This window comes from Enterobacter sp. C6, from assembly GCF_008122455.1.
GTDB lineage: Bacteria > Pseudomonadota > Gammaproteobacteria > Enterobacterales > Enterobacteriaceae > Enterobacter > Enterobacter pseudoroggenkampii.
Window position 1 is genome coordinate 1 of record NZ_QPFW01000249.1, and the last position, 23,437, is coordinate 23,437.

Below are 23,437 nucleotides of genomic sequence, written 5' to 3' on the forward strand. Positions count from 1 at the left end.
GTAGAGCACGACCTTGCCAAGGTCGGGGTCGCGAGTTCGAGTCTCGTTTCCCGCTCCAAAATTTGAAAGTGCTTCCACAGCACGGACCACCCAAGCGGGAATAGCTCAGTTGGTAGAGCACGACCTTGCCAAGGTCGGGGTCGCGAGTTCGAGTCTCGTTTCCCGCTCCAAATTCTTCTTCATCTCTAAAATATCCACAGCGAAAAGCATCGCTGGGGACGTTTTCTGTTGTCTCTGAAATACTCTTGTGAACAGAGTTATCCACAGAAACTGCGCTTAACCGAAACAGGGTTAAAACTTAGCATGGTGAATAATATCTTCGTAAAGCACTGTATTTACAGTATAAAATTTGATTTCAAAATGTTATTGAGATCACTTGACCTCTTCTCCAGCCCAGATGGCGCTTGAGTTTGTAATTTTATTCACAGGCTGTGAATAGTTCAGGCATCCCGCGGAAGCCCTTTTTCAATCACCCTCACCAGACGCTGTTTCTTCGGGAGCTGCACCTCGACCACGCAGGCATTACGTTTCTCAATTTGCTGCGCAATCGCCCATTCTATGTGCTCATCAAGAAGTGGGTGCTCACCTCTACGGCTTTCAAGCGCCCGCACGTTCGCTTCATCCCACGGGGCATTACCCAGCGCGACGGCCACATTTCGCAGCCAGCGCAGATGCCCGATACGGCGAATGGCCGAACCTTCCGTCACCTTCAGGAACCAGGCCTCGGTCCAGGCGAACAGCTCGATGAGCGGCGGCGCATGGAGCGCCTTACGCGGGCTGAAATCCTCTTCGTCCGTAAGCTGCGAATAGCGGTTCCACGGGCAGATGAGCTGGCAATCGTCGCAGCCGTAGATGCGGTTGCCGATAAGTGGTCGAAATTCTTCGGGAATGGCCCCTTCCAGTTCGATAGTGAGGTAGGAGATGCAGCGGCGCGCATCAACGGTGTAAGGCTCGACGATGGCACCCGTTGGGCAGATGGTCATACAGGCCACGCAGCGGCCACAGTCTTCCTCTACCGGGCCGTCTACCGGCAGCGGTAAATCAATCAGCAGTTCACCCAGAAAGAAGAACGATCCGGCGTCGCGGCTGAGGATTAGTGAGTGCTTACCTGTCCAGCCAAGCCCGGCTTTTTCGGCAATCGGGCGCTCAAGAATAGGCGCAGAATCGACAAAGGGTCTAAAATTCAGCGAAACACAGTGCTGCTGAATAGTTTCCCCGAGTTTTTTTAAACGGTTACGCAAAAGCTTATGGTAATCACGTCCCAGGGCGTACCGGCTGACGTAACCCAAAGAGGGATTTTTTAGCGTGCGCGCAAAGGCCGCGTTGGCGGGCAGATAGTTCATGCGCACGCTGATGACGCGTAATGTCCCCGGCAAAAGCTCGTGTGGACGGGCGCGCATCATGCCATGGCGCGCCATCCACTCCATTTCGCCGTGGTATTGTTTGTCCAGCCAGGCCTGCAGTTTCGGCTCGCTGGCGGAAAGGTCGGTATCGGTAATGCCCACCTTCTGGAAGCCAAGCTCAGCACCCCACTGTTTTATTTTTTGCGCTAATTCATTGAGATCGAGGGGCTGTGACATGACGGACCATACGGTGAAGAAAAACCCCGCAAGTATACCACATTCCATCTGGCATGCGGATGACCTCCGGCGCGCCGAAAAAGAGGCCGCAGACAGTCTCGGGATTACCCTGTATGAACTGATGCTGCGCGCGGGTGAGGCGGCGTTTAACGTTGCCCGCAGCGCGTACCCGCAGGCTGCCCACTGGTTGATTCTGTGCGGTCACGGCAATAACGGCGGCGATGGCTACGTCGTCGCCCGTTTGGCGGTTGCGGCAGGTATCCGCGTGACCTTGCTGGCTCTTGAAAGTGATAAACCGCTGCCGGAAGAGGCCAGCGCGGCGCGGGAGGCATGGCTGAACGCAGGCGGTGTGATTCATGCGCCTGATATCGTCTGGCCAGAGGATGTTGATCTGATTGTTGACGGGCTGCTGGGCACCGGGCTGCGCAGCGCGCCGCGCGAAAACGTTGCCGCACTCATTGAACACGCTAACAGACATTCCGCGCCGGTAGTCGCCCTGGATATTCCCTCTGGACTGATAGCACAAACCGGCGCGACGCCGGGGGCGGTGATTCAGGCGGCACATACGGTGACCTTCATTGCCCTGAAGCCGGGTTTACTGACCGGCAAAGCGCGGGATGTCGTCGGCGTGTTGCACCACAGTGCGCTGGGGCTGGAGAGCTGGCTCGCCGGGCAGGAAACGAAACTGTCACGCTTTGACGCCTCGCAGCTCCCAGCGTGGCTCCCGCCGCGCCGGTCGACGTCCCATAAGGGCGATCACGGCAGGCTGGTCATTGTGGGCGGCGACCACGGTACGGCAGGTGCGATTCGCATGACCGGCGAGGCGGCTTTGCGCAGCGGCGCCGGATTAGTGCGAGTACTCACTCGCATCGAGAATATTGCGCCGATCGTTACAGCCCGACCGGAGCTGATGGTGCACGAGCTTACGCCCCAGTCGCTTGAAGAGAGCCTTGAATGGGCGGATGTGGTGGTGATTGGTCCCGGGCTTGGGCAGCAGGCATGGGGTAAACAGGCCCTGCAAAAGGTCGAGAATTTTCGTAAACCGATGCTGTGGGATGCCGACGCGCTTAACCTTCTGGCAATAAACCCGGATAAGCGTCACAATCGCATTCTGACGCCACACCCCGGCGAAGCCGCGCGGCTGCTTAACTGCAGCGTGGCAGAAATTGAGAGCGATCGCTTACTTTCTGCTCAGCGTCTGGTAAAACGTTACGGAGGTGTTGCTGTTTTGAAAGGGGCAGGAACCGTTGTCGCCAGTGAGGAGACGCAGGGCATTATTGATGCCGGAAATGCGGGCATGGCGAGCGGCGGCATGGGCGATGTGCTTTCCGGCATCATCGGCGCATTGCTTGGACAGAAACTTCCCCTTTATGATGCAGCCTGCGCGGGCTGCGTGGCTCACGGCGTTGCGGCGGATAAACTGGCTGCGCGTTACGGTACACGCGGTATGCTGGCCACCGATCTTTTTTGCACGCTGCGGCGTGTTGTTAACCCGGATGTGATTGACGTAGAAAATGACTAATCGAGCGATTCCTTTACCTGATGAACAAGCCACTTTAGAACTCGGCAAGCGCGTGGCGCAGGCCTGTCAGGGGGCAACCGTCATTTATCTGTATGGTGATTTAGGTGCGGGTAAAACCACCTTTAGCCGGGGTTTTTTGCAGGCGTTAGGGCATAACGGGAATGTCAAAAGCCCAACCTATACTCTGGTAGAACCGTACACCCTTGAAAATCTCATGGTGTACCACTTCGATTTATACCGCCTTGCGGATCCTGAGGAGCTGGAATTTATGGGGATCCGTGATTATTTTGCCAACGACGCCATTTGCCTGGTGGAGTGGCCGCAACAAGGTGCGGGTGTGCTGCCTGACCCGGATGTCGAAATTCACTTAGATTACCAGGCACAAGGGCGTGAGGCACGCATCAGTGCTGTTTCCTCATCAGGCAGTTCCTTACTGGCGCGACTGGCCGGTTAAGCGTAGGGATGACGGGATGATAAATCGCGTTAAAGGTTGGTTGTTGGCTGCCACCGTGCTGCTGTGCGCGCAGGCCGGGGCGGCAAACCTCTCAGATATTCAGGTATCGAACGGCGAAAGCCAGGCCCGGATCACGTTCAGCTTTATGGGCGATCCTGAATATGCGTTTTCACAGCCAGACAGCCACAGCGTGGCGCTGGATATCAAACAGACAGGCGTGATCCAGGGGCTGCCGCTGCGGTTCAGCGGCAACAACCTGGTGAAAAGTATCCGTTCGGGAACACCGCAGGATAGCCAGTCGCTACGCCTGGTGGTCGATCTGACCGAAAAGGGCATAACGAAGGCGGTGAAGCAGCAAAACGGGGCGAACTATACGGTGGTCTTTACCATCAATGCCGACGCACCGCCACCGCCTCCACCGCCGCCGGTCGTAGCGAAGCGCGTGGAAGAACCGATATATACGCCGCGTCCTTCTGAACCTGCGCGTAATCCGTTTAAATCGCAGAACGATCGCATTACTGCTGCAACCAGTAGCGATACGGTGACGCGTCCGGCGGCCAGCGCGCGACGCGCGACGGCCAGCGGTGACAAAGTGATTATCGCCATTGATGCGGGTCACGGCGGGGAAGATCCGGGGGCGATTGGCCCTGGCGGCACGCGAGAAAAAAACGTGACGATCGCTATCGCGCGTAAACTGCGTTCGCTACTCAATGACGACCCTATGTTTAAAGGCGTGTTGACCCGCGACGGGGATTACTTTATCTCCGTAATGGGACGCTCGGATGTGGCGCGTAAGCAAAACGCGAATTTCCTGGTCTCCATTCATGCGGACGCCGCACCGAATCGTAGCGCCACCGGCGCCTCGGTTTGGGTGCTGTCAAACCGTCGCGCCAACAGCGAAATGGCCAACTGGCTGGAAGAGCATGAGAAGCAGTCTGAACTGTTAGGCGGCGCGGGCGACGTGCTGGCGAACAGCCAGTCCGATCCGTACCTCAGCCAGGCGGTGCTGGATTTACAGTTCGGTCATTCTCAGCGCGTCGGGTATGATGTCGCCACTAACGTATTGAACCAGCTGCAAAGCGTTGGCGTGCTGCATAAGCGTCGTCCGGAACATGCCAGCCTCGGCGTTCTGCGCTCGCCGGATATCCCGTCCATCCTCGTAGAGACGGGCTTTATCAGTAACAACGGTGAAGAGCGTCTGCTGGGAAGCGACAGCTACCAGCAGCAAATTGCCGAAGCGATTTATAACGGTCTGCGTAAATATTTTGATGCCCATCCGCTGCAGTCTGCGCCACAGAGTGGTGCTGGCCAGACGGCCAGCGCAGCGCTGCCGGGTGAGATGACCGCGACCAACTAAGGAGAATTCATGCCGATTCAGGTTCTACCGCCGCAGCTCGCGAACCAAATCGCCGCCGGTGAGGTGGTGGAACGCCCTGCGTCGGTGGTGAAGGAGCTGGTGGAAAACAGCCTCGATGCGGGCGCAACCCGCATCGATATTGATATCGAACGCGGTGGCGCGAAGCTTATTCGCATTCGCGACAACGGCTGTGGCATTAAAAAAGACGAGCTCGCGCTGGCGCTGGCCCGTCACGCCACCAGTAAAATTGCCTCTCTGGATGACCTGGAGGCGATTATTAGCCTCGGTTTTCGCGGTGAAGCGCTGGCCAGTATCAGCTCGGTTTCGCGCTTAACGCTGACCTCCCGTACCGCCGAACAGCAGGAAGCCTGGCAGGCTTACGCCGAAGGGCGCGATATGGATGTGACGGTGAAACCCGCAGCGCACCCTGTCGGCACGACGCTTGAAGTATTAGATCTCTTCTACAACACCCCCGCCCGACGCAAGTTTATGCGTACCGAGAAGACCGAGTTCGGCCATATCGACGAGATCATCCGGCGTATCGCACTGGCGCGATTCGATGTCACCATCAACCTCAGCCACAACGGCAAGGTGATGCGCCAGTATCGCGCGGTGGCAGAAGGTGGACAGAAAGAGCGCCGTTTGGGGGCGATCTGCGGTACGCCGTTCCTTGAACAGGCCCTGGCCATTGAGTGGCAGCACGGCGATCTGGCGCTGCGCGGCTGGGTTGCCGATCCAAACGCGAGCAGTGCTGCGTTTGCGGAGATCCAGTATTGCTACGTCAACGGCCGCATGATGCGCGACCGTCTCATCAATCACGCGATTCGCCAGGCCTGCGAAGACAAACTGGGTGCCGATCAGCAGCCTGCTTTCGTCCTTTATCTGGACATCGACCCCCACCAGGTGGATGTGAACGTCCATCCCGCCAAGCATGAGGTACGGTTCCACCAGTCGCGTCTGGTTCACGACTTCATTTATCAGGGCGTGGCCACCGTGTTGCAGCAGCAGGCAGAGCCAACGCTGCCGCTGGAGAACGACGCTACTGTACCGCGTCCGCTGCCCGAAAACCGTGTGGCGGCAGGGCGCAACCATTTTGCGGAGCCTGCCGTCGCGCGTGAACCGGAAGCCTCGCGTTACTCCCCGGCTGGTAGCGCGCCGCGTCCAACAGGCGCGAACTATCCGAATGCCCAGCCTGGCTATCAGAAGCAGCAGGGCGCGTTGTACCGCAAGCTGCTGGAAACGCCAGCCGTGGAGCGTAAAGAGCACATTCCGGCCGCTCAGCCTTCTCTGGGCGGCCATAGCCAGAGTTTTGGCCGGGTGTTGACGATTATCGCGCCGGATATGGCACTGCTTGAACGTGATGGCAAATTGAGGCTTCTGGCACTGCCGGTCGCCGAACGCTGGCTTAAGCAGGTGCAGCTCACGCCTGGCGAAAATGCCGCCTGCGCGCAGCCGTTGTTAATTCCGGTTCGCCTGAAAATATCCCCTGATGAAACAAGGGTATTGCAGCGCGCCGAGTCGCAGCTGGCGCAGATGGGTATTGAAACTGTGCTCGAACCACAACATGTGACAATTCGTGCAGTGCCTTTACCCTTACGCCAACAAAATTTACAAAACTTGATTCCTGAACTGATAGGCTACCTGGCGCAGCAAACAGCGTTTGATGCCGCCAATACCGCGCAGTGGATCGCCCGCCATCTGGCAAGCGAACACACGCCGTGGAGTATGGCGCAGGCCATTAGCGTGCTGGCGGAGGTGGAACGCCTCTGTCCGCATCTGGTGAAAACGCCGCCGGGTGGGTTATTACAACCTGTTGATTTACAAACGGCGATGAACGCCCTGAAACATGATTGACGCAAGTAAGGCGAGCCTGCCTAAGGCAATTTTTTTAATGGGCCCAACGGCCTCCGGCAAAACGGCGCTCGCCATTGAGTTGCGTAAAGTTTTGCCTGTAGAGTTGATTAGCGTCGACTCCGCCCTCATCTACCGGGGGATGGACATCGGCACGGCGAAGCCTGACGCAGAAGAGCTGCGTGCGGCACCGCACCGTTTGCTGGATATTCTTGACCCGGCTCAGGCGTACTCCGCAGCGGATTTCCGCCGGGATGCCTTAGCCGAGATGGCCGAGATAACGGCGGCGGGACGTATACCGCTGTTGGTTGGCGGAACCATGCTCTATTTCAAGGCGTTGCTGGAGGGGTTGTCACCCCTGCCATCCGCGGATCCGGAAATAAGAGCGAAAATTGAGCAGCAGGCGGCAGAGCAGGGTTGGGACGTTTTGCATCAGCAACTGGCGGAAATTGACCCGGTTGCCGCAGCACGGATCCATCCAAATGATCCGCAAAGGCTTTCCCGGGCACTGGAAGTTTTTTTCATTTCGGGTAAAACTTTAACGGAACTGACGCAAACGTCAGGAGACGCTCTGCCGTATCAGGTGCATCAGTTCGCCATCGCCCCGGCGAGCCGTGAACTGCTCCATCAGCGAATTGAGCAGCGTTTTCATCAGATGTTAGCTTCAGATTTTGAAGCAGAAGTGCGGGCGTTATTTGCCCGTGGAGATTTGCATACGGACATGCCTTCCATTCGTTGTGTGGGATACCGCCAGATGTGGTCGTATCTTGAAGGTGAGATTTCATACGATGAAATGGTTTATAGAGGTGTTTGCGCCACGAGACAGTTAGCGAAGCGCCAGATCACCTGGTTGCGCGGTTGGGACGGCGTTCACTGGCTAGACAGTGAAAAACCGCAACAGGCGTTAAACGAAGTGATTGAGGTTGTTGGTGATATCGCTCACTGAATGTGTACAATTGAGACGTATCGTGCGCAATTTTTCAGAATCGCAAGGTTCTAAGTACAAAACAAGCATATAAGGAAAAGATAGAATGGCTAAGGGGCAATCTTTACAAGATCCGTTCCTGAACGCATTGCGTCGGGAACGTGTTCCAGTTTCTATTTATTTGGTGAATGGTATTAAGCTGCAAGGTCAGATTGAGTCTTTCGATCAGTTTGTGATTCTGTTGAAAAACACGGTCAGTCAGATGGTCTACAAGCACGCTATTTCTACTGTTGTTCCGTCCCGTCCGGTATCTCATCACAGCAATAACGCTGGCGGCGGCACTGGTAGTAACTACCATCATGGCAGCAGCGCGCAGGGCTCTTCAACGCCGGCGCAGGACAGCGACGAAACCGAATAAGGTTTCGCACTGTTATCCACACGGGGAGCCAGGGATCCTGCGTTCCCCGCTGATCTTTTTAGAGAGGTTTACGCTTGTTTGACCGTTATGATGCCGGTGAGCAGGCGGTGCTGGTACACATCTATTTTTCGCAAGACAAAGATATGGAAGACCTCCAGGAGTTTGAATCTCTGGTCTCTTCCGCCGGTGTCGAAGCAATGCAGGTGATTACCGGTAGCCGTAAAGCGCCGCACCCAAAGTATTTTGTTGGTGAAGGTAAAGCAGTCGAAATTGCGGATGCCGTAAAAGCAACCGGCGCGTCAGTCGTGTTGTTTGATCATGCGCTGTCTCCAGCCCAGGAGCGCAACCTGGAAGCCCTTTGCGAATGCCGTGTTATCGATCGCACGGGTTTGATTTTAGATATTTTTGCTCAGCGTGCACGTACCCACGAAGGGAAACTGCAGGTTGAGCTGGCGCAGCTGCGCCATCTGGCAACGCGTCTGGTGCGTGGCTGGACACACCTTGAAAGACAAAAAGGCGGGATTGGTTTGCGCGGCCCGGGTGAAACCCAGCTCGAAACCGACCGTCGTTTGCTGCGTGGCCGAATTACCCAGATCCTCTCACGTCTGGAAAGGGTTGAGAAACAGCGTGAGCAGGGGCGTCGGGCACGAACGAAAGCCGACATCCCGACGGTGTCGCTGGTGGGGTATACCAACGCCGGTAAATCCACCCTGTTTAACCAGATAACCGAGGCCCAGGTTTATGCCGCAGACCAGCTGTTTGCGACCCTGGACCCTACGCTGCGCCGTATTGACGTCGCAGACGTCGGTGAAACGGTGCTGGCGGATACCGTAGGGTTTATCCGTCACCTGCCGCATGACCTGGTGGCGGCATTCAAGGCCACCCTGCAGGAGACGCGACAGGCGACGCTGCTGCTGCACGTGATTGATGCGGCAGACGTGCGCGTGCAGGAGAACATCGACGCGGTGAACGTGGTGCTCGAAGAGATCGACGCCCACGAAATTCCCACGCTGTTGGTCATGAACAAGATCGATATGCTGGACGATTTCGAACCGCGTATCGACAGAGATGAAGAGAACAAACCGATTCGGGTCTGGCTTTCTGCCCAGACCGGTATTGGTGTGCCACTGCTTTTCCAGGCTTTGACAGAACGTCTTTCCGGTGAGGTAGCTCAGCACACGCTGCGACTGCCGCCACAGGAAGGCAGGCTGCGCAGCCGGTTTTATCAGCTTCAGGCGATAGAAAAAGAGTGGATGGAGGATGACGGCAGCGTGGGGATGCAGGTGCGTATGCCGATCGTTGACTGGCGTCGCCTCTGTAAACAAGAACCTGCGCTGGTCGACTATATCGTCTGATCAGAAAGGGGATGCCTGAATAATTCGCCCTTGCATAACAAATATGGAGCATATACATGGCGTGGAATCAGCCCGGTAATAACGGACAAGACCGCGACCCGTGGGGAAGCAGCAAACCTGGCGGCAACTCTGAGGGAAATGGCAACAAAGGTGGTCGCGAGCAGGGGCCGCCGGATCTGGATGATATCTTCCGCAAGCTGAGCAAGAAGCTTGGTGGCCTTGGCGGAGGAAAAGGTTCTGGCTCGGGTGGCAATTCCACTCAGAGTTCGCGCCCGCCAATGGGTGGCCGCGTAGTGGGCATCGTGGCCGCTGCGGTGGTCATCATCTGGGCAGCCAGCGGATTCTACACCATTAAAGAAGCAGAGCGCGGCGTGGTCACCCGTTTCGGCAAGTTCAGCCATCTGGTTGAGCCGGGTCTGAACTGGAAGCCGACCTTCATTGACGACGTGACCGCGGTAAACGTGGAATCCGTCCGTGAACTGGCCGCCTCTGGCGTGATGCTGACCTCTGACGAAAACGTGGTGCGCGTTGAGATGAACGTGCAGTACCGCGTGACCGATCCTGAGCGTTATCTGTTTAGCGTGACCAGCGCCGATGACAGCCTGCGTCAGGCGACCGACAGCGCCCTGCGCGGCGTGATCGGTAAATACACCATGGACCGTATCCTGACCGAAGGTCGTACCGTTATTCGTAGCGATACCCAGCGCGAGCTGGAAGAGACCATTCGTCCGTACAACATGGGTATCACCCTGCTGGACGTCAACTTCCAGGCTGCGCGTCCGCCGGAAGAGGTGAAAGCCGCATTTGACGATGCGATTGCTGCCCGTGAAAACGAACAGCAGTACATCCGTGAAGCAGAAGCGTACACCAACGAAGTTCAGCCACGCGCTAACGGTCAGGCGCAGCGTATTCTGGAAGAAGCGCGCGCGTATAAGACCCAGACCATCCTGGAAGCTCAGGGTGAAGTGGCTCGCTTTGCGAAGATCCTGCCGGAATATAAAGCGGCACCGGAAATTACCCGTGAGCGTCTCTATATCGAGACCATGGAAAAAGTGCTGAGCCACACCCGCAAAGTGTTGGTTAACGACAATAAAGGCGGAAACCTGATGGTTCTGCCGCTGGATCAGATGCTGAAAGGCAGTTCTGCGCCAGCAGCGAAAGGCGACACCAGCGGCGCGAACAACCTGCTGCGTCTGCCGCCAGCCTCAACAGGCAGCGCCAGCACGAACACAACGCCTTCTTCGAACGATGGTGACATTATGGACCAACGCCGTGCTAACGCGCAGCGTAACGACTACCAGCGTCAGGGGGAATAAGGATGCGTAAGTCAGTTATTGCGATCATCGTCATCGTACTGGTCGTGCTTTATACCTCGATCTTTGTGGTGAAAGAAGGCGAGCGTGGGATCAAATTCCAGTTCAGCAGCGTCGTGCGTGATGGCGACAAACGCCCGGTAATTTACGAGCCGGGCCTGCACTTCAAGGTGCCGTTCATCCAGTCAGTGAAAACGCTTGATGCGCGTATCCAGACCATGGATAACCAGGCTGACCGTTTCGTGACCAAAGAGAAGAAAGACCTGATCGTTGATTCCTATATCAAATGGCGCATCAGCGATTTCAGCCGTTACTTCCTGGCAACGGGCGGTGGTGACGTTTCTCAGGCAGAAGTGCTGCTGAAGCGTAAGTTCTCTGACCGTCTGCGTTCCGAGATTGGTCGTCTGGATGTGAAAGACATCGTGACCGACTCCCGTGGTCGTCTGACCCTGGAAGTTCGCGATGCCCTGAACTCCGGTACCGCGGGCACGGAAGACGAAGTTTCAACCCCGGCAGCAGATGATGCGATTGCCAAAGCGGCTGAACGCGTTCAGGCGGAGACCAACGGTAAAGTGCCGGTGATCAACCCGAACAGTATGGCTGCGCTAGGTATCGAAGTGGTTGACGTGCGTATCAAGCAGATCAACTTGCCAGCAGAAGTGTCTGAGGCGATTTACAACCGTATGCGCGCCGAGCGTGAAGCGGTAGCCCGTCGTCACCGTTCACAGGGCCAGGAAGAGGCTGAGAAGCTGCGTGCAGCAGCGGATTACGAAGTCACCAAGACGCTGGCGGAATCTGAGCGCCAGGGCCGTATCCTGCGCGGTGAAGGTGATGCCGAAGCGGCGAAGCTGTTCGCTGATGCCTTCAGCCAGGATCCTGACTTCTACGCCTTTATCCGTAGCCTGCGTGCTTACGAGAATAGCTTCCAGAGCAACCAGGATGTGATGGTGCTCAGCCCGGACAGCGATTTCTTCCGTTATATGAAGACGCCGACTAACGCAACGCGATAAACTCAGGCTCGTTTGAGTATTCAAACCACCGCTCTCAACGGAGCGGTGGTTTTCTTTTATAAGGAATAAAAATGAATTCAACGATCTGGCTCGCACTGGCTTTGGTCCTGGTGCTGGAAGGTCTTGGACCGATGCTTTATCCGCGCGCCTGGCGTCGAATGATCGCCACGATGAGCCAACTGCCGGATAATATTTTGCGTCGTTTTGGCGGTGGTCTTGTGGTTGCGGGCATCGTGATCTACTACATGTTGAGGAAAACGATTGGCTGATCAAAAAGTAGGCGCAATCGGCGTATTTTGAGGTCAAAAAGTGCTGTATATCTGAAAAAGCGATGGTAGAATCCATTTTTAAGCAAACGGTGATTTTGAAAAAAATGGGTAACAACGTCGTCGTACTGGGCACCCAATGGGGTGACGAAGGTAAAGGGAAGATTGTTGATCTTCTGACTGAACGGGCTAAATATGTTGTACGCTACCAGGGCGGTCACAACGCAGGCCATACTCTCGTAATCAACGGTGAAAAAACCGTCCTCCATCTTATTCCATCAGGCATTCTTCGTGATAACGTCACCAGCATCATCGGTAACGGCGTTGTGCTGTCTCCAGCTGCGCTGATGAAAGAGATGAAAGGTCTGGAAGACCGTGGTATCCCTGTTCGTGAGCGTCTGCTGCTCTCCGAAGCCTGCCCGCTGATCCTGGATTATCACGTGGCGCTGGACGTCGCGCGTGAGAAAGCGCGCGGTGCAAAAGCGATCGGTACCACCGGTCGTGGCATCGGCCCGGCTTACGAAGATAAAGTTGCACGCCGCGGTCTGCGCGTAGGTGACCTCTTCGACAAAGCAACCTTCGCTGAAAAACTGAAAGAAGTGATGGAATATCACAACTTCCAGCTGGTGAACTTCTACAAAGCTGACGCTGTTGACTACCAGAAAGTGCTGGATGACGTCATGGCGATTGCTGACATTCTGACCGGTATGGTTGTTGATGTGTCCGATCTGCTGGACCAGGCGCGCAAGCGTGGCGATTTCGTCATGTTCGAAGGTGCGCAGGGTACGCTGCTGGACATCGACCACGGTACCTATCCGTACGTTACCTCCTCTAACACCACTGCTGGTGGCGTGGCGACCGGCTCTGGCCTGGGTCCACGTTATGTGGATTACGTTCTGGGCATCATCAAAGCATACTCCACTCGCGTGGGTGCGGGTCCATTCCCGACCGAGCTGTTTGATGAAACCGGCGAGTTCCTGTGCAAGCAGGGTAACGAGTTTGGCGCGACCACCGGTCGTCGTCGTCGTACCGGCTGGCTGGATGCGGTTGCAGTGCGTCGTGCTGTGCAGATCAACTCCCTCTCTGGCTTCTGCCTGACCAAGCTGGACGTACTGGACGGCCTGAAAGAAGTGAAAATCTGCGTAGGCTACCGTATGCCAGACGGCCGCGAAGTGACCACCACTCCGCTGGCTGCTGACGACTGGGAAGGCATTGAGCCAATCTACGAAACCATGCCGGGCTGGTCTGAGACCACTTTCGGTGTGAAAGAGCGTAGCGGCCTGCCGCAGGCGGCGCTGGATTACATCAAGCGTATTGAAGAACTGACCGAAGTGCCGATCGATATTATTTCTACCGGCCCGGATCGTACTGAAACGATGATCCTGCGCGACCCGTTCGACGCATAATCTTCGTGAATGCTGGCCTGCGGGGTGACCCGTAGGCCGGATAAGCGTAGCGCCATCCGGCGAACGCTCCTGGATCTCCGCTTTTTCGCCCCGTCTGTCAAATAAATTAGCCGCTAACTATCTGGCTGGTTTATCATCATTAATGAATATCTCTGCGGTTTGACCGCGTTTTCCCTTTTTTCCTGAGGTTGATGTGCAGTTAACAAGTTTCACCGATTACGGCTTACGTGCGCTGATTTACATGGCGTCGTTACCCGAGGGGAAGATGACCAGTATCTCTGAAGTTACAGAGGTCTACGGCGTATCCCGTAATCATATGGTCAAAATAATCAATCAACTTAGTCGTGCCGGGTACGTTGCTGCCGTCCGCGGGAAGAATGGTGGGATCCGTCTCGGTAAACCGGCACAGAGTATTCGTGTGGGCGATGTGGTACGTGAACTGGAGCCGCTGTCTCTGGTGAACTGCAGCAGCGAGTTCTGCCACATCACGCCCGCTTGCCGCCTGAAAAAGGCGCTTTCAAAGGCCGTGCAAAGTTTTCTCATGGAACTGGATAACTACACGCTGGCCGATTTGGTTGAAGAGAATCAACCGCTTTATAAATTATTGCTGGTGGAATGAAGAAAATTTCCACCGGAGCTGACAACGGAGGAACCGACATGTCACATGATCCTTTCCAGGAACGCGAAGCCGAAAAATACGCGAATCCTATTCCCAGCCGCGAGTTCATCATTGAACACTTAACAAAACGCGAAAAACCCGCCAATCGTGAAGAACTTGCCGTTGAACTAAACATTGAAGGTGAAGAGCAAATTGAAGCCCTTCGCCGCCGCCTGCGCGCAATGGAGCGTGACGGGCAGCTGGTCTTTACCCGCCGCCAGTGCTACGCGCTGCCAGAACGTCTCGATCTGCTGAAAGGCACCGTTATTGGTCATCGTGATGGCTTCGGCTTCCTGCGCGTGGAAGGCCGTAAAGACGATCTGTACCTCTCATCTGAACAGATGAAAATGTGCATTCACGGCGACCAGATCCTGGCGCAGCCGCTGGGCGCTGACCGTAAAGGTCGCCGCGAAGCGCGCGTGGTCCGCGTTCTGGTGCCAAAAACCAGCCAGATCGTTGGCCGCTACTTTACCGACGCGGGCGTGGGCTTCGTGGTGCCGGACGACAGCCGTCTGAGCTTCGACATTCTGATCCCACCTGAAGAGGTGATGGGTGCCCGCATGGGCTTTGTTGTGGTGGTGGAACTCACCCAGCGCCCAACCCGTCGCACTAAAGCGGTAGGTAAAATCGTCGAAGTGCTTGGCGACAACATGGGCACCACAATGGCCGTTGATATGGCGCTGCGTACCCATGAAATTCCGTACATCTGGCCGAAAGCGGTTGAAGAGCAGATCGAAAGCCTGCGCGAAGAAGTCCCGGAAGAGTCCAAAGCGGGCCGCGTGGATCTGCGCTCGCTGCCGCTGGTCACTATCGACGGTGAAGACGCCCGCGACTTCGATGACGCCGTCTACTGCGAGAAAAAACGCGGCGGCGGCTGGCGTCTGTGGGTCGCTATTGCAGACGTAAGCTACTATGTTCGTCCGCACACTCCGCTGGATAACGAAGCGCGCAGCCGCGGTACCTCGGTCTACTTCCCGTCGCAGGTCGTGCCGATGCTGCCGGAAGTGCTGTCTAACGGCCTGTGCTCCCTGAACCCGCAGGTTGACCGCCTCTGTATGGTTTGCGAGATGACCATCTCCACCAAAGGGCGCTTAACGGGCTACAAATTCTACGAAGCGGTGATGAGCTCGCACGCGCGTCTGACCTATACCAAGGTCTGGCATATGCTGCAGGGCGATCAGGATCTGCGCGAACAGTACGCGCCGCTGGTTAAACACATCGAAGAGCTGCATAACCTTTACAAAACGCTGGATCAGGCGCGCGAAGAGCGCGGCGGGATCTCCTTTGAGAGTGAAGAAGCGAAATTCATTTTCAACGCGGAACGCCGCATTGAGCGTATCGAGCAGACCCAGCGTAACGATGCGCACAAGCTGATCGAAGAGTGTATGATTCTGGCGAACATCTCGGCGGCACGATTCGTCGAGAAAGCCAAAGAGCCTGCGCTGTTCCGTATTCACGATAAACCGTCGACGGAAGCCATCACCGCGTTCCGCTCCGTGCTGGCCGAACTGGGTCTGGAGCTGCCTGGCGGTAACAAGCCAGAGCCGCGCGATTACGCCGAGCTGCTGGAGTCCATTGGCGATCGTCCTGACGCAGAAATGCTGCAGACGATGCTGCTGCGCTCAATGAAGCAGGCGATTTACGATCCGGAAAACCGCGGTCACTTCGGCCTGGCGCTGCAGTCTTACGCCCACTTTACCTCGCCGATCCGTCGCTATCCTGACCTCTCTCTGCACCGTGCGATCAAGTATCTGCTGGCGCAGGAGCAGGGCCATAAAGGGAACACCACCGAAACCGGTGGCTACCACTATTCGATGGAAGAGATGCTGCAGCTGGGTCAGCACTGCTCCATGACCGAACGTCGTGCTGATGAAGCAACACGTGACGTGGCGGACTGGCTGAAGTGTGACTTTATGCTCGATCAGGTGGGTAACGTCTTTAAAGGCGTGATTGCCAGCGTGACCGGCTTTGGTTTCTTCGTTCGTCTGGACGAGCTGTTCATCGACGGTCTGGTGCACGTCTCCAGCCTGGATAACGACTACTACCGCTTCGACCAGGTCGGTCAGCGCCTGATTGGCGAATCTGGCGGCCAGACCTATCGTCTGGGCGACCGTGTGGAAGTGAAGGTTGAAGCCGTGAATATGGATGACCGTAAGATCGACTTCAGCCTGATCTCCAGCGAGCGCGCGCCGCGTAACGTCGGGAAAACCGAGCGTGAAAGGGCGAAAAAAACCGGTAACGGTAAACCAGGTGGCGGTAAACGTCGCCAGGCGGGCAAGAAGGTAAACTTCGAGCCGGACAGCGCGTTCCGCGGCGAGAAGAAGCAGAAGCCGAAGGCGGCGAAGAAAGAAGCCCGTTCAGCGAAAAAACCGTCCGCGAAAACGCAGAAAATAGCGGCTGCCACCAAAGCGAAGCGCGCGGCCAAGAAAAAGCAGGCGGAGTAAAGTCTCCCCTCACCCTGACCCTCTCCCCGACGGGGGGAGGGGAAATACTTATTACGAGAACCATCAATGAGTGAAATGATTTACGGCATCCACGCGGTGCAGGCCCTTCTCGAGCGCGCACCGGAGCGTTTTCAGGAAGTGTTTATTCTGAAAGGGCGTGAAGATAAGCGTCTGATGCCGCTGATCCACGCCCTGGAAGCGCAGGGCGTGGTGATCCAACTGGCGAACCGCCAGTTCCTGGATGAGAAAAGTGAAGGTGCGGTTCACCAGGGGATCATTGCCCGCGTGAAGCCGGGCCGCCAGTATCAGGAAAACGATCTGCCGGATCTGATTGCCGAGCTGGATAACCCGTTCTTCCTGATCCTCGATGGCGTTACCGATCCGCACAACCTCGGCGCGTGCCTGCGCAGCGCCGATGCGGCGGGCGTGCACGCGGTGATCGTGCCGAAAGATCGCTCCGCGCAGCTGAACGCGACGGCGAAGAAAGTGGCCTGCGGCGCGGCGGAAAACGTTCCGCTGATCCGCGTGACCAACCTGGCGCGCACCATGCGTCTGCTGCAGGAAGAGAACATCTGGATCGTCGGTACCGCCGGTGAAGCGGATCATACTCTGTACCAGAGCAAAATGACCGGCCGTCTGGCGCTGGTGATGGGGGCAGAAGGCGAAGGCATGCGTCGTCTGACCCGCGAGCACTGTGACGAGCTGATCAGCATCCCAATGGCGGGCAGCGTGTCGTCCCTGAACGTTTCTGTTGCGACGGGTATCTGCCTGTTTGAAGCGGTGCGTCAGCGGGGAGAATAAACAGCAAGGCCGTCCACAGGACGGCCTTTTGTGTTTTCTCCCTCTCCCCGTGGGAGAGGGCCGGGGTGAGGGCACCAGACGGTGACAAACTCACTCCTCTAACGACCGCAAATGGTCATCCTTCCTTAGCGTCATCAGCGCGAAAATACTCACTACCGCCGTCGCCATTACGTAATACGCCGGAATATCCAGGTTGCCCGTCTGCTTAATCAGCCCGGTAATAATCAGCCCTGCGCATCCCGAGAAAATCGCATTCGACAACGAGTAGGCCAGCCCCAGTCCCGTATAGCGCACGCGCGTCGGGAACATCTCAGATAGCATCGCCGGGCCTGGCCCTGCCAGCATCCCGACCAGACCGCCCGCAATCAACACCACAACAGCCTTCACCGCCAGCGTACTCGACTCTGCCTGAAGAATTTTCAGCAGCGGCAGGGCGAGGATCAGCAGCAGCGCGGTGGCGATAATCATCACCGTGCGGCGCCCGATCCGGTCGCTCAGGATCCCCGACGGAATGATGGTGAGTGCAAAACCAATATTCGAAATCACCGCTATAAGCAGCGCCTGGTTAAACCCGGTGTGCAGCGCCGACTGCAGATAGGTCGGCATAATCACCAGGTAAGTGTACCCCGCCGCAGACCAGACCATTACGCGCCCAATCCCCATCGCGATGGCCCGGAGCGTGGCGGCAGTATCTGCCTGAGCGACAACCGGTTTATCCTGCTGCTGCACAAAGCTGGGTGTCTCTTCCATACTGACACGAAGCCACAGCGCAACGACGCCCATGGGCAGCGCCAGGAAGAAAGGAATGCGCCAGCCCCAGTCGTGCAGGGCTTCCGGCGTGAGGAGGGCAGAGAGCAGCGCCACGATGCCTGCACCCGCTAACAGCCCCAGCGCCACGGTAAAGGACTGCCACGCGCCATAGAGCCCACGCTTGCCGCGCGGGGCAAACTCCGTCATCAGCGAGACCGCACCGCCGTACTCGCCGCCCGCGAACAGTCCCTGCAGGATGCGCAGCAGCGTAATAATGAGCGGCGCGGCAATCCCGATGCTGGCATAGACCGGCACAATGCCGATGGCGGCGGTAGCGAGCGTCATCAGCACCAGCACAATAATGAGCGTCGGCTTACGGCCAATCCGGTCGCCGATGCGGCCAAACACCACCGCACCCAGCGGGCGGAAGAAGAAGGCGATGGCAAACGAGGCGTAGGTGAGGATCAGGCTGGTGAGCCCCGCTTCCCCTTCAAGCTGGAAGAAGTTTTTCGCAATGACGGTCGCCAGAAAACCGTAGACCGCAAACTCATACCACTCGATAAAGTTACCAATGGAGCCTGCAATTAATGCTCGCTTGTGCGCATCCGGTTGCATAACGATCCTCACTGAAAAGGGTAAGAATAAATTATTCAACAAAAGCGAAGTCATGAAATAGTTTATTCTTATGTTCTGTGAGCTATTTCACGAATGATATCAGCGGGATCGTGAACGTGTGACTCCCCTCCCATGCAGCGTGTGCGCGGTCTGTCCATACTTATCGTCATTGCCACTGAAGGAGGGAGACAGCATGCACTGGCAGACCCATACCGTTTTCAATCAACCTGCACCGCTTTCCAACAGTAACCTTTTCCTCTCCGACTGCGCCCTGCGCGATGCGGTCTCGCGTGAAGGGGCCGAGTGGGATATCGAACTCCTCGCCAGCATTGGTCAGCAGCTGGGTACGGCGGAATCGCTGGAGCTGGGCAGGCTGGCGAACGTGAATCCGCCGGAGTTGCTTCGCTATGACGCCACCGGGGAGCGGCTGGATGACGTCCGCTTTCACCCGGCATGGCACCTGCTGATGCAGGGACTGTGTGCCAACCGCGTGCATAACCTGGCGTGGGAAGAGGAGGCGCGTAAAGGGGCGTTTGTCGCGCGGGCCGCACGCTTTGTGCTTCATGCTCAGGTAGAGGCGGGCACGCTGTGCCCTGTCACCATGACGTTTGCCGCGACACCGCTCCTGCAGCAGGCGCTCCCCAAACCCTTTCACGACTGGCTGACGCCGCTGCTCAGCGATCGCTACGATCCTCATCTTGCGCCCGGCGCGCAAAAGCGCGGCCTGCTGATCGGTATGGGGATGACGGAAAAGCAGGGCGGCTCGGACGTGCTCAGCAACACCACCAAAGCGGAAAAATGCAGCGACGGCAGTTATAGGCTGGTGGGACATAAATGGTTTTTCTCCGTCCCGCAAAGCGATGCGCATCTGGTGCTGGCCCAGGCGAAGGGCGGACTATCCTGCTTTTTTGTGCCGCGCTTTTTACCTGACGGGCAGCGCAACGCCGTCCGGCTGGAGCGCCTTAAGGACAAGCTCGGGAACCGCTCCAACGCCAGCTGCGAGGTGGAATTCCTTGATGCCTCCGGCTGGCTGCTGGGGGAAGAAGGCGAAGGGGTACGGCAAATCCTCAAAATGGGCGGGCTGACGCGTTTCGACTGCGCGCTGGGCAGCCACGGACTGATGCGCCGTGCGCTCTCCGTGGCGCTGTACCATGCGCATCAGCGCCAGACCTTCGGCAAAAATCTTATCGATCAGCCGCTCATGCGCGAAGTGCTAAGCCGGATGGCGCTGGTGCTGGAGGGGCAAACGGCGCTGCTGTTCCGCCTGGCGCGGGCCTGGGATAAACGCGCGGATCCGCAGGAGGCGGCATGGGCACGGCTGTTTACCCCGGCCGCGAAATTTAGCGTGTGCAAAGCGGGCATCCCGTTTGTCGCTGAAGCGATGGAGGCGCTGGGCGGAGTCGGGTACTGCGAGGAGAGCGAACTTCCCCGCCTGTATCGCGAGATGCCGGTGAACAGCATCTGGGAAGGGTCCGGCAACATCATGTGCCTGGACGTGCTGCGCGTGCTGGCGAAGCAGCCGGGTATACACGATCGGCTTACCGATGAGTTTGCACAGGTCAAAGGGCAGGACAGACACTTCGACCGCAGCTGGCGGCAGCTTCAGCAAAAACTGCGTAAACCGCAGGAGGCGCAGGGGCGGGAGATCGCCCAGCAGCTTTTCCTGCTGAGTGCCGGGAGCGAAATGCTGCGGCACGCGTCGCCCCCGGTGGCGCAGGCGTGGTGCCGCATGATGCTGGATACCCGTGGCGGAACGGTGATGAGCGAGCAGGTGCAAAGTGACCTGCTGCTGCGTGCGACGGGCAGAGTCGGCTAGCCTTTTAGCTGGAACAGGCTCACCAGTTGAGCCAGGTGTGAACCCTTCTCGCGCAGCGTTTGAGCCGTTTGTTCGCTGCGTGAGATGCGATCGGCATTGATATGCGACGCTTCGCCAATGTGGGTCATGGCGAGGTTCACCTGACCGATCCCGGCGGACTGCTCGCGTGAGGCATGGTTAATCTCGGTGACCAGCTGGCTGATGTTATCGATATGAATGATGATGTCATCCATCGCCAGGCGCGTCTGTTCAGACAGCGCATGACCCTCACTGACTTTTCTGAGCGTATCGCCAATCAGCTGTTCAATCTCCTTCACCGCGTTAGCGCTGCGTCCCGCCAGGGCGCGAACTTCCTGCGCGACGACCGCAAACCCTTTACCGTGCTCGCCCGCGCGAGCCGCTTCCACGGCCGCATTCAGCGCCAGGATATTGGTCTGAAAAGCAATGGACTCGATCACGCGCGTGATGTCTGCGATGCGTTTTGACGCTTCGCGAATGTCGTCCATGGTCGACACCGCGTGGGTGACCGTCTCACCGCCCTGATGAACCGCGAGCGAGGTTTCACCCACCAGCTGCTGCGTTTGCTCCATGTTGGCGGCATTTTGCTGTACGGTGGCGGCCAGCTGCTCCATGCTGGCGGAGGTCTCTTCCACGCTGCTGGCCTGCTTGTTGATCTGCTCTGAAATTTCGCCCGTATCGGCGGCTAGCGCGTTGGTGCCTGAATGGATCTCACCTGCGGCCTCGCGGACCTGCAGGACAATTTTTTGCAGGCCGCCACCGATGCCGTTGATGGCGTCGATCAGCTGGCCGACTTCGTCCTGACGCGTCACGGGCAGGCTGGAACGGAGATCCCCTGCGGCATATTGCCGGGCAAGATGGATCACATTGCGCAGTGGTCGGGTCAGCACGCGGCGAATCAGGACTACAAACAGGCCAGCAAACAGGATGGATAAGGCCGTACCGGCGAGGAGGAAACCGTCGCGCATGGCGGTGACGCTTGAGAGCAGTACCGATTTATCCACTTCGCCGACAATAGTCCAGTTCCAGCCTGGCAGCGGGGTATAAGCCATTTTCAGCGTGCGGCCGTCGTCGCTTACGCGCTCCAGCGTGCCGGGTTTATCACTCAGAAGCTGTTGCTGCGTCGTGCCGTCCCACTTCGGCAGTTTTCCCTCTTCGCTGGCGTGGAAAAGGTATTGCCCGCGCGTTTTGCCGTTGCTGCGATCCAGCACGAAGAAGTGACCGCTCTCGCCCAGGCGGCGGTTGAGGATTTTCTCACGCATGACGTTCCAGGAGTGGGTGATGTCCACCCCGACAAAGACGATCGCAATGACCTGTCCTTCGGCGTTTTTAACCGGCTGGTACTGGGTGATGTAGCGTTTGCCAAACAGCAGCGCCAGGCCGCGGTAGACTTCACCTTTGTTGACGGCGGCAAAGGCCGGGCTGGCGTTATCCAGAACGGTACCCATTGCCCGCTCGCCGTTCTCTTTACGCAGGGAAGTGGCTACGCGAACAAAGTCGTTACCGCTGCGTACAAACAGCGTCGAAATGGCTCCCGTACGGTTCAGGAACGCGTCCGAAAGCGTGTTGTTTTCATGCAGCCCGGTATCTCCGCCTTTCAGAAGCGGAACGCTGAGCCCGTTAATTGTCTGGGTTTGGGAAGCATCAATGTTCAGGGGCTGCGGTAAAAAGGTGGTGAACAGACGGGTATAGCTCTCAACCTCTTCACTCAGGCTGGTGTTAAACATCTGCACCATGTCGACCATGCCGGTGGACTGATTATGCAGATCTTCTACCGCAAGGGCTTCAAGCTGCTGGCTGGCTTTTTGACTGAGCAGAAAAGTGAAAAGCAGAAACAGCGTGGCGACACTGATGCCGGTAAGCAGTGACAGCTTCGCACCCAGGCCTGCGCGGCGAAAAATGTTGATCATAAATTGCTCATCATTGAAAAGGTATGGTTCTTCAACGGCAGAGCGGGGATTACGTTTACTGGTTTAATGTAACAAAATGTTATTTTATTGTTCTTGATTTGTTTTTTATAAGATAAAAAATTTGCAAAAACGAAAAGCCACTAAAAATAAGTGGCTTTTATCAGGAGGGAGATTACACGTAGAGAATGGCCTGTACCCGCCAGTGGTCGATATGGTTATCTTCCTGCATCTGGATGATGCGATACCATGAAGCACCCTGCTCATCGGCCTTTAATGCCACGACACGTTCAACGTCTTGCGGGCTCCCCGAGATATTATTCACGGAGATCTGGCCAATTTCATTCAGGCCAGTCACACAATCAGCACTGGCGAATTCTGCTGACTGCGCGGTGGTGCTCAGCAGGCCTGCTGAGAGCAACAGTGAGGTCAAAGCAAGAGTTCGTTTCATCGTCAGCTCCATTTCACATATATCCGGTATCCGCCGGGCAATCCTTCGCAAATAAACTCCCTTCCATTGACGCGGGCATGGAGTTTATTGTGGACAGGAAAATGTCTATGGACGCAAAGCAGTGTAAATCTCGTTCAAAGGTAAACCATTATTTACGGTACAAAATGGCCTGGGAATACCACTGTCCCGTTATGATGGTTTCGTCGATCATAATGATGACGTAATAATCTGCTTTGGCGGCGACGGCCTGTGCTTTTATTGCCGCTTCTGCGTCATCCGGAGAGCCGCGAACCAGCGCGGAGATGGTGCCCATTCGTTGTAATCCTTCCGTCTGATTACGACGAATCTCCTGCGGATGATCGGCGACCGGTGGAGCGGGTTGCGGCGTTCCCTGCAGCGCGCTACAGCCACTGAGCAGAAACACCAGCAATAAAGCAGCAAACCTGCGCATAACCATATCTCGTTTCCTGATAGCCATAGTGTAGTTGTCTGTGAATTTAGTTTTGGGGGAATGTTCCCG

At 56.8% G+C, this 23,437-nt stretch carries 20 protein-coding genes and 1 tRNA gene; 16 read left to right on the forward strand and 5 right to left on the reverse strand.

The window, feature by feature from the left end; translation table 11 throughout:
- Window positions 1-94: 94 nt before the first annotated feature.
- Window positions 95-170, forward strand: a tRNA-Gly gene (locus DOU50_RS21045).
- Window positions 171-440: 270 nt separating this feature from the next.
- Here DOU50_RS21045 and queG read toward each other — a convergent pair.
- Entirely contained in the window at window positions 441-1,580 is a 1,140-nt protein-coding gene (gene queG / locus DOU50_RS21050) for a tRNA epoxyqueuosine(34) reductase QueG (RefSeq protein WP_090419399.1), read from the reverse strand.
- Between queG and nnr the strand changes: the two genes are divergently transcribed.
- The 14 genes from nnr (at window position 1,579) to rlmB (ending at window position 17,360) form a co-directional block, all read left to right on the forward strand.
- On the forward strand, window positions 1,579-3,102 hold the full coding sequence (nnr, locus tag DOU50_RS21055) for a bifunctional ADP-dependent NAD(P)H-hydrate dehydratase/NAD(P)H-hydrate epimerase (RefSeq protein ID WP_148770155.1): 1,524 nt from the start codon (window positions 1,579-1,581) through the stop codon (window positions 3,100-3,102). The two genes, queG and nnr, sit on opposite strands and share 2 nt — an antisense overlap.
- The gene (gene tsaE, locus DOU50_RS21060) at window positions 3,095-3,556 is read left to right on the forward strand and encodes a tRNA (adenosine(37)-N6)-threonylcarbamoyltransferase complex ATPase subunit type 1 TsaE (protein WP_013095283.1); all 462 of its coding nucleotides are present in this window, start codon (window positions 3,095-3,097) and stop codon (window positions 3,554-3,556) included. Before nnr ends, tsaE begins: the two co-directional genes overlap by 8 nt.
- Window positions 3,557-3,572: 16 nt before the next feature.
- Window positions 3,573-4,913 carry an N-acetylmuramoyl-L-alanine amidase AmiB gene (gene amiB / locus DOU50_RS21065; RefSeq protein ID WP_024907338.1) on the forward strand — a complete coding sequence of 447 codons (1,341 nt, stop codon included), beginning with the start codon at window positions 3,573-3,575 and terminating at the stop codon, window positions 4,911-4,913.
- 9 nt (window positions 4,914-4,922) lie between these two features.
- Window positions 4,923-6,767 carry a DNA mismatch repair endonuclease MutL gene (mutL, locus tag DOU50_RS21070; RefSeq protein WP_148770157.1) on the forward strand — a complete coding sequence of 615 codons (1,845 nt, stop codon included), beginning with the start codon at window positions 4,923-4,925 and terminating at the stop codon, window positions 6,765-6,767.
- Window positions 6,760-7,710: a tRNA (adenosine(37)-N6)-dimethylallyltransferase MiaA gene (miaA, locus tag DOU50_RS21075; RefSeq protein ID WP_032651346.1), complete on the forward strand. Its 951-nt coding sequence runs from the start codon at window positions 6,760-6,762 to the stop codon at window positions 7,708-7,710. Before mutL ends, miaA begins: the two co-directional genes overlap by 8 nt.
- Window positions 7,711-7,795: 85 nt before the next feature.
- The gene (hfq, locus tag DOU50_RS21080) at window positions 7,796-8,107 is read left to right on the forward strand and encodes an RNA chaperone Hfq (protein ID WP_023334248.1); all 312 of its coding nucleotides are present in this window, start codon (window positions 7,796-7,798) and stop codon (window positions 8,105-8,107) included.
- 74 nt (window positions 8,108-8,181) lie between these two features.
- Entirely contained in the window at window positions 8,182-9,462 is a 1,281-nt protein-coding gene (hflX, locus tag DOU50_RS21085; protein WP_023310136.1) for a ribosome rescue GTPase HflX, read from the forward strand.
- Between the two features lie 56 nt (window positions 9,463-9,518).
- On the forward strand, window positions 9,519-10,778 hold the full coding sequence (gene hflK, locus DOU50_RS21090) for an FtsH protease activity modulator HflK (protein WP_024907334.1): 1,260 nt from the start codon (window positions 9,519-9,521) through the stop codon (window positions 10,776-10,778).
- Window positions 10,779-10,780: 2 nt separating this feature from the next.
- Window positions 10,781-11,785: a protease modulator HflC gene (hflC, locus tag DOU50_RS21095; RefSeq protein WP_024907333.1), complete on the forward strand. Its 1,005-nt coding sequence runs from the start codon at window positions 10,781-10,783 to the stop codon at window positions 11,783-11,785.
- A 71-nt stretch (window positions 11,786-11,856) separates the two neighbouring features.
- Window positions 11,857-12,054, forward strand: coding sequence for a DUF2065 domain-containing protein (locus tag DOU50_RS21100; RefSeq protein ID WP_003855996.1), 198 nt, complete (start codon window positions 11,857-11,859; stop codon window positions 12,052-12,054).
- A 104-nt stretch (window positions 12,055-12,158) separates the two neighbouring features.
- Window positions 12,159-13,457 (forward strand): adenylosuccinate synthase, encoded by a 1,299-nt coding sequence (locus tag DOU50_RS21105; RefSeq protein ID WP_024907332.1) that lies wholly within the window; start codon window positions 12,159-12,161, stop codon window positions 13,455-13,457.
- A 193-nt stretch (window positions 13,458-13,650) separates the two neighbouring features.
- The gene (nsrR, locus tag DOU50_RS21110; protein ID WP_023334253.1) at window positions 13,651-14,076 is read left to right on the forward strand and encodes a nitric oxide-sensing transcriptional repressor NsrR; all 426 of its coding nucleotides are present in this window, start codon (window positions 13,651-13,653) and stop codon (window positions 14,074-14,076) included.
- A 38-nt stretch (window positions 14,077-14,114) separates the two neighbouring features.
- Window positions 14,115-16,559 (forward strand): ribonuclease R, encoded by a 2,445-nt coding sequence (gene rnr, locus DOU50_RS21115; protein ID WP_148770159.1) that lies wholly within the window; start codon window positions 14,115-14,117, stop codon window positions 16,557-16,559.
- Between the two features lie 66 nt (window positions 16,560-16,625).
- Entirely contained in the window at window positions 16,626-17,360 is a 735-nt protein-coding gene (gene rlmB, locus DOU50_RS21120; protein WP_010427468.1) for a 23S rRNA (guanosine(2251)-2'-O)-methyltransferase RlmB, read from the forward strand.
- Between the two features lie 90 nt (window positions 17,361-17,450).
- Here rlmB and DOU50_RS21125 read toward each other — a convergent pair whose 3' ends face one another.
- Window positions 17,451-18,725, reverse strand: coding sequence for an MFS transporter (locus DOU50_RS21125; protein WP_148770161.1), 1,275 nt, complete (start codon window positions 18,723-18,725; stop codon window positions 17,451-17,453).
- 193 nt (window positions 18,726-18,918) lie between these two features.
- On the opposite strand from DOU50_RS21125, the gene DOU50_RS21130 reads away from it, so the two are divergent.
- On the forward strand, window positions 18,919-20,541 hold the full coding sequence (locus tag DOU50_RS21130) for an isovaleryl-CoA dehydrogenase (protein WP_148770163.1): 1,623 nt from the start codon (window positions 18,919-18,921) through the stop codon (window positions 20,539-20,541).
- Here DOU50_RS21130 and DOU50_RS21135 read toward each other — a convergent pair.
- From DOU50_RS21135 to bsmA, 3 genes are all read right to left on the reverse strand, one after another.
- Window positions 20,538-22,469, reverse strand: a complete 1,932-nt coding sequence (locus DOU50_RS21135) for a methyl-accepting chemotaxis protein (RefSeq protein ID WP_148770165.1) — start codon at window positions 22,467-22,469, stop codon at window positions 20,538-20,540. The genes DOU50_RS21130 and DOU50_RS21135 overlap by 4 nt on opposite strands.
- A gap of 172 nt (window positions 22,470-22,641) precedes the next feature.
- Window positions 22,642-22,929, reverse strand: coding sequence for a DUF1471 family protease activator YjfN (yjfN, locus tag DOU50_RS21140; RefSeq protein ID WP_032645202.1), 288 nt, complete (start codon window positions 22,927-22,929; stop codon window positions 22,642-22,644).
- A 136-nt stretch (window positions 22,930-23,065) separates the two neighbouring features.
- Window positions 23,066-23,395 (reverse strand): biofilm peroxide resistance protein BsmA, encoded by a 330-nt coding sequence (gene bsmA, locus DOU50_RS21145; protein ID WP_024907326.1) that lies wholly within the window; start codon window positions 23,393-23,395, stop codon window positions 23,066-23,068.
- Between the last annotated feature and the right edge of the window lie 42 nt (window positions 23,396-23,437).